We start from the raw sequence: 6,956 nt of genomic DNA, 5'->3' as shown, positions 1-6,956 counted from the left end.
CCGCCGCGGTCGGTCACCCGACCGCGGCGGTCCGCCCGTCAAACCGCTCCGGTGTACGCCGACACGACGCCCTTGCCGCAGCGTGAGCCGAGGAGGCTCAGCCTTTGACCGCTCCGGAGGTGAGCCCGGAGACGATGTAGCGCTGGAGCAGTTGGAACACCAGCACGGTCGGGATCGCGGTGAGCAGCGTGCCCGCCGCGAACATCCCGAAGTTGTTGTTGCGCTCCCCCGCTACCAGGCCGTACATGCCGACCGCGAGGGTCTTCGACTCGGTGTTGGTGAGGAACACGTTGGCGATGATGAACTCGTTGATCGAGCCGATGAACGCGAGCAGGCCGGTCACCGCCAGGATCGGCGCCACCAGCGGCAGCATGATCCGGAAGAAGACCTGCACGTGCGAGGCGCCGTCCATCGTGGCCGACTCGTCCAGCTCCTTCGGCAGCGTGTCGAAGAACCCCTTCATCAGCCAGGTGTTCGCGCCCAGCGCGCCGCCCATGTAGAGCAGGAACAGGCCCCACGGGGTGTTGAAGCCGATCCCCGGGTACAGGTCGGTGATCGTGGTGAAGATCAGGAAGATCGCCACGATCGCCAGGAACTGCGGGAACATCTGGATCAGCAGCAGCGTGAGCAGGCCGATCCGACGCCCGGCGAACCGCATCCGGGAGAACGCGTACGCGGCCAGCGCGGACAGGAAGATCGACGCGAAGCTGGCCACGCCCGCCAGCAGCAGCGAGTTGAGGAACCAGTGGCCGAACGCGGTCCGGTCGAACAGGTTGGTGAAGTTCTCCAGCGACGCCCCGGTCGGCAGCAGCTCGGTGGAGGAGAGCGTGCCGAGCGGGTTGAGCGCCGCGGAGATCACGAACAGGATGGGGAAGAGGCTGAACAGCACCGCCAGCACCCCGACCAGATGCCGCCAGCCCACCTGGGCGAACCATCGGCCGCGCGCTCGGCGGGCCGCGGGCGTCTGCGCGATGGTGGTCACGAGTACACCTCCTCCTGCTTGCGGGTGCGCCGGAAGCTGACCGCCGACAGCGTCGCCACGATCGCGAAGATGAAGATCGACACGGTGGCCGCGAGGCCGTACTCCGCGCCCTGGGCGCCGAACGCGAGCCGGTAGGTGTACGTGATCAGCAGGTCGGTGGCGCCGTTGCGCGGGTTGTCCGGCGCGAACGGCCCGCCCTCGGTGGTGAACAGGATCGCGTTGACGTTGTTGAAGTTGAACGCGAACGACGCGATCAGCAGGGGCGAGAGCGCCACCAGCAGCAGGGGCAGGGTGACCGCCCGGAACGACTGCCAGGGTGAGGCGCCGTCGACCGAGGTGGCCTCCGTCAGCTCGGCCGGGATGGCCTGCAACGCGCCGGTGGCCACCAGGAACATGTACGGGTAGCCGAGCCAGAGCTGCACCAGCAGCACCGCGATCCGGGCCGACCAGGTGCCGCCGAACCAGTCGACGTCCAACCCGAACAGGTTGTTGAGCAGGCCGAAGTCGGTGTTGAACATGTCCCGCCAGACCAGCAGCATCGCGAACGACGGCATGGCGTACGGGAGGATCAGCAGCACCCGGTAGACGTTGGTGCCCCGCATCCGGGGCGAGTGCAACGCCAGCGCGATGGCCATGCCGAGCAGGAAGGTCAACCCGGTCGAGCCGATCGCGAACGCGAAGTTCCAGGCCAGCGTGCCGAAGAACGGCCCGGAGATGTTCGAGTCGGTGAGCACCGCGCCGAAGTTCTTCCACCCGACGTTGACCTTCCAGCCCTGGGTGAGCCGTTCCCCGTCGGCGGCGACGAAGGAGCCGACCTTCTCGTCGGCGGTCCACGTTCGGCCGGTCTCGTCGTCGGTGACGCAGTCGCAGCCGGCGTCGTACGCCCGGGCCGCCTTGCCCTCGTAGGCCCGGGTGAGGCCGTTGGCGCGGATGGCGCCGCCGTCGGTGGGCACGATCAGCGCGGTGACGGCGTCGCTGCGACCGCTGGCCTGGCCGATGGTCAGCACGGTGTAGCCGTCGGCGGCGGTGACCTTGCCGCTGAGGTTGCTGACCGTGACGTCGGCGGCGTCGAGCTTGCGCAGCCCGCCCGCGTCCCCGGCGAAGGCCTCCCTGGTCTTCGGGTCGCTGAGCAGGAAGACCAGGTCGCCGGTGGCCGGGTCGCCGGTGGTGGCGATGGTGAGCGCGTACTCGGTCGAGCCGGGCACCTGCTTCACCGAGGAGGTCTGGATGGCGACGATCGCGTCGTCCTTGCTGCCGCGGTGGCCGTCGCCGTAGTTCGTGAACGCGGTGCTGGCGGTGAAGAGCACCGGGAGCACCTGGAAGGCGAGCAGGAAGAGCGTGCCCGGAACCAGGTACTTGGCCGGGATGTGTCGGCGGCCCAGGTAGAGGTAGAACAGGCCGGCGGTGGTGGCCGCCAGGACGCCCAGCCCGAGCCAGTGTCCGGCCTCGACGAGCGGGAACGCCGCCCAGATCGCGATCCCGGCCACCAGGCCGAGCAGGACCACCTTGGCGACGAGGCCGGTCGCGGTGATCGGCGCGTGGTGCCGCGCGGTACGGGACGTGCGCGGGAGCCCGGAACGCGCGGGCTCCCGGCCCGGGGTCTGCGTGGCGGACCCCGGGCCGGACAGCGGCGCGTTCATTACTTGATCTGCGCCTGGATGGTCTTGCCGGCGGCCGTGATCGTCTTGGCCGGGTCGGCGCCTCCGATGACGGCGGCCTCGGCCTTGCCGAACGGGTCCCAGATCGCGGCCATGGCCGGGATCGCCGGGAGCACCTGGCCGTTCTTGCCGGCCTCGGAGAACTTGGCCAGGTCCGGGTCCTCGCCCTTGACCTGGTCGAAGGCGGCGGTGAGCGCCGGCGGGCGCGGCTCGGCCCGGTACAGCGCGACGGCCAGCTCGGGCTTGCTCACGTAGTTGGTGACGAACTCCTGGGCCAGGGCCTTGTTCTTGCCCTTGGCCGCCACGTAGAACGCCTGGACGCCCACGAACGGCCGGGCCTCCTTGCCGCCGGCGAAGCCGGGGACCGGGGAGATGTCGTACTTGATGTTGGCCTTCTTGGCTTCGGCGATGGCCCACGGCCCGGAGACCAGGAAGGCGCACTTCTTGCCGGTGAAGGTGATGATCGAGTTCTCGCCGGTGATGGAGCGCTTGAGCGCCCCCTCGCCCTTCTCGCCGAGCTTGGCGATCTTCTGGAACGCCGCGATCGACTCCGGCTTGCCCACGCCCAGGTCCTTCGGGTCGTAGTCGCCGTTGGCCGCGGTGCCGAACAGGTAGCCGCCGGCCGAGGTGTAGAGCGGGTAGATGTGGTACGCGTCGCCGTTCTGGCCGGACTGGAGGCAGAGGATCTCGCTGGCCTTCTTGTCAGCCTTGAGCTTCTTGCCGGCGGCGACCAGGTCCTCGATGGTCTTCGGCGCCTCGGGGGCCAGCTCGGTGTTGCGGATCAGCGCCAGGTTCTCGGTGGCGTAGGGCACGCCGTAGAGCTGGCCGTTGAACGTGACCGCCTTGACCGCGGTCTCGTTGAAGCCGGCCTTCTGCTCGGCCGAGAGCTGCACCGGGTCGATGGAGCCGTTCTGGACCAGGTTGCCGATCCAGTCGTGCGCGCCGACCACGACGTCCGGGCCGCTGCCCTGCTGCGAGGCGGTGACGAAGTTGGTCTGCAGGTCCTTCGAGACGGCCTGGACCTCGACGGTCACGCCGTTCTCCTTGCCGAACTCCTCGGCGAACGGCTTGAGGGCGGCCGCGCGCTTGTCGTCGGCCCAGATGACCAGCTTGCCGCCGGACGCCTTGGGGGACTCGCCGGCGGCCGGCTTGTCGCTGCCGCTGTCGCCACAGCCGGACGCGGCGAGCGCCAGGCCGAGGACGGCGACCACACCCGCGGTACGGATGCGCATCGGTACTCCTGTCGTCATGGCGGCACGCCGGGGGAAGGGCGACCGCCAGTGGGAATCTCTGAAAGTTCTTGCTGACCGGCGCGATGGTGCTGCGCCGCTGCTCGCGTATGTTGCGGGGACGTTAGCAAGAGGTTGCAGAGAATGGAAGGGCTTGCAGAGCCGTACGCAAGACTTTGCCGTTGAGCTAAAGTGCCGCCATGCGCGCTCGACTGTCCGACATCGCCCAACAGGCCGAAGTCAGCGAGGCCACGGTGTCGCGGGTGCTCAACGACCGCCCCGGAGTGGCCCCGGAGACCCGGCAGGCCGTCCTCACCGCTCTCGACGTGCTCGGCTACGAGCGCCCGGCTCGCCTGCGCAAGCGCAGCGCCGGCCTGGTCGGCCTGGTCGTGCCCGAGTTGGACAACCCGATCTTCCCGGCGTTCGCCCAGATCATCGAGTCCGCGCTCGCCCCGACCGGCTACACCCCGGTGCTGTGCACCCAGACGCCCGGCGGCGTCCGCGAGGACGAGTACGTGGAGATGCTGCTGGACCGCCAGGTCTCCGGCATCGTGTTCGTCTCCGGCCTGCACGCCGACACCGCCGCCGACCACGACCGGTACCGTACGCTGCTCGCCCGGCCGCTGCCGATCGTCATGATCAACGGGTACGCGCCGAGCATCCCCGCGCCGTTCGTCTCCTGCGACGACCGGGAGTCCGCCGAGCTGGCCGTCGCCCACCTGGTCGCGCTCGGGCACCGGCGGATCGGCCTGATCACCGGCCCGGACCGGTTCGTCCCGGTGCAGCGCAAGGTCGCCGGCTACAAGGCCGCGATGCGGCGCCTCACCGACATCCCCGACGACGAGATGACCGAGCTGACCGAGCTGACCCTCTTCGGCGTGGAGGGCGGCGAGGCGGCCGCCGGCCGACTCATCGAGCGCGGTGCGACCGGGCTGGTCTGCGGCTCGGACCTGATGGCGCTGGGCGCGGTGCGGGCGGCACGCCAGCGCGGCCTGTCGGTGCCCGCGGACGTCTCGGTGGTCGGCTACGACGACTCGCCGCTCATGGCCTTCACCGATCCGCCGCTGACCACCGTGCGTCAGCCGGTGGCGGCCATGGCGGTCGCGGCCGTGCGGGCCCTGGTCGACGAGATCAACGGCCACCCGTCCCCGAACTCCGAGTACCTCTTCCGCCCCGAGCTGGTGGTGCGTGGCTCCACCGCCGTGGCGAGACCCGCCCCCTCCCTGGCCGTCCCCGCCTGACAGCCCGACGCGGCGGGGCATCTCGGGATGCGGGACCTGTTCGGGGTGTGATTGCGCTGGCGGAGCGGGTGACCGCCGTCATTTCTTGCGCAAAGGATGCTTGACTCTTGCAGAGTTGGCGCGGCATTCTGCTCAGACACCCTGCGCCGCCACAGAACGGGAACCGACGCGATGACCTCCGCCCCCACCCCCACGCCGCTGCCCACCGACGACGACTGGTGGCGGTCCGCGGTCGTCTACCAGGTGTACGTCCGCAGCTTCGCCGACGCGAACTCCGACGGCGTCGGTGACCTCCAGGGCATCCGGCAGCGCCTGCCCTACCTGCGCGACCTCGGTGTGCACGCGCTCTGGTTGACCCCCTTTTACACCTCGCCCCAGGTCGACGCCGGCTACGACGTCGCCGACTACCGCGACGTGGACCCGCTCTTCGGCAACCTGGCCGACTTCGACCAGATGATCACCGACGCCCACGCCCTGGGCCTGCGGATCATCGTCGACCTGGTGCCCAACCACACCTCCAGCGCGCACCCCTGGTTCACCGCGGCGCTGGCCGCCGGCCCCGGCTCGGCGGAGCGCGAGCGCTACCTGTTCGCCGACGGCAAGGGTGAGCGGGGCGAGCTGCCCCCGAACGACTGGGAGAGCATCTTCGGCGGCCCGGCCTGGACCCGGGTGGCCGACGGCCAGTGGTACCTGCACCTGTTCGACCCGGCCCAGCCCGACCTGAACTGGCGTCACCCCGAGGTGCGCGCCGAATTCGAGGACGTCCTGCGCTTCTGGCTGGACCGCGGCGTCGACGGCTTCCGGATCGACGTGGCGCACGGAATGATCAAGGCCGAGGGCCTGCCGGACGTCGGCTTCAGCACGATGACCACCGGGCAGCGCCAGTCGGATCTGCTCGGCAAGGGCCGGCTGCCCTACTTCGACCAGGACGAGGTGCACGACATCTACCGCGCCTGGCGGCCGATCCTGGACAGCTACCCGGGCGGCCGGATGGCGGTCGCCGAGGCGTGGGCCGAGACCCCGCAGCGGCTGGCCCGCTACATCGGCCCGGACGAGCTGCACCAGGCGTTCAGCTTCGACTTCCTGGAAGCCACCTGGTCGGCCGACTCGTTCCGTAAGGTGATCGACACCGCGCTGGCCGAGGCGACCATCGTGGGCGCGCCGACCACCTGGGTGCTCTCCAACCACGACAAGCAGCGCCACGTCACCCGGTACGGCGACGGCGAGATCGGTCTGCGCCGCGCCCGGGCCGCCGCGCTGCTGATGTTCGCGCTGCCCGGATGCGCATACGTCTACCAGGGCGAGGAACTGGGCCTGCCGGAGGTGCTGGACCTCCCCGACGAGCTGCGTCAGGACCCGGCGTTCCGGCGTACCGGGGAGAGCCGGGACGGCTGCCGGGTGCCGATCCCGTGGAGCGGCGAGCTGGCCCCGTACGGCTTCGGGGCGGACGGCAGCGAGCTGAGCTGGCTGCCGGCGCCGGCGACCTGGCGGGCCCTCTCGGTGGCCGCCCAGGCCGGCACGCCCGGCTCCACGCTGGAGCTGTACCGGTCCGCGTTGCGGATCCGGGGCGAACACCCGGCGCTGGTCGGCCTCGGTGGCATCACCTGGCTGGAGACCGAGCCCGGCGTGCTGGCGTTCCGGCGCACCGCCGGGGACGCCGAGCTGACCTGCGTGGTCAACATCAGCGGCGCCGACGTGACGGTCGCCGGATACGGACGGCCGCTCGTCGCCAGCGCCGACCTCACCGAGCGGGGCGACGGGCACGTCCTGCCGGTGGACGCCTCCGCGTGGTTCGAACGGCGCTGAGCCGGGTAACCCGCATACGACCTGGTCGTCCGTTGTGCTC

At 70.4% G+C, this 6,956-nt stretch carries 5 protein-coding genes; 2 read left to right on the top strand and 3 right to left on the bottom strand.

Annotated features, from left to right (window positions below; translation table 11 throughout):
- Nucleotides 1-97 precede the first annotated feature (97 nt).
- From B1205_RS17320 to B1205_RS17310, 3 genes are read right to left on the bottom strand one after another with little or no spacing between them, the layout of a single operon-like run.
- Entirely contained in the window at nt 98-982 is an 885-nt protein-coding gene (locus B1205_RS17320; protein WP_089156562.1) for a sugar ABC transporter permease, read from the bottom strand.
- Nucleotides 979-2,622 (bottom strand): ABC transporter permease subunit, encoded by a 1,644-nt coding sequence (locus B1205_RS17315; protein WP_089156561.1) that lies wholly within the window; start codon nt 2,620-2,622, stop codon nt 979-981. The genes B1205_RS17320 and B1205_RS17315 overlap by 4 nt, the downstream gene beginning before the upstream one ends.
- A complete protein-coding gene (locus B1205_RS17310; RefSeq protein WP_089156560.1) occupies nt 2,622-3,872 on the bottom strand; it encodes a sugar ABC transporter substrate-binding protein in 1,251 nt (416 codons plus the stop codon). Before B1205_RS17310 ends, B1205_RS17315 begins: the two co-directional genes overlap by 1 nt.
- Nucleotides 3,873-4,069: 197 nt before the next feature.
- Between B1205_RS17310 and B1205_RS17305 the strand changes: the two genes are divergently transcribed.
- Nucleotides 4,070-5,110 carry a LacI family DNA-binding transcriptional regulator gene (locus B1205_RS17305; RefSeq protein ID WP_089156559.1) on the top strand — a complete coding sequence of 347 codons (1,041 nt, stop codon included), beginning with the start codon at nt 4,070-4,072 and terminating at the stop codon, nt 5,108-5,110.
- A 171-nt stretch (nt 5,111-5,281) separates the two neighbouring features.
- On the top strand, nt 5,282-6,916 hold the full coding sequence (locus B1205_RS17300; RefSeq protein WP_089156558.1) for a glycoside hydrolase family 13 protein: 1,635 nt from the start codon (nt 5,282-5,284) through the stop codon (nt 6,914-6,916).
- The last annotated feature ends 40 nt before the right edge of the window (nt 6,917-6,956 follow it).

The sequence above is a fragment of the Micromonospora sp. NBS 11-29 genome, from assembly GCF_002140155.1.
Taxonomy (GTDB): Bacteria; Actinomycetota; Actinomycetes; order Mycobacteriales; family Micromonosporaceae; genus Micromonospora.
Note: the sequence above shows the minus strand (reverse complement) of the source record. Positions and strands in the feature narration are given on the sequence as shown.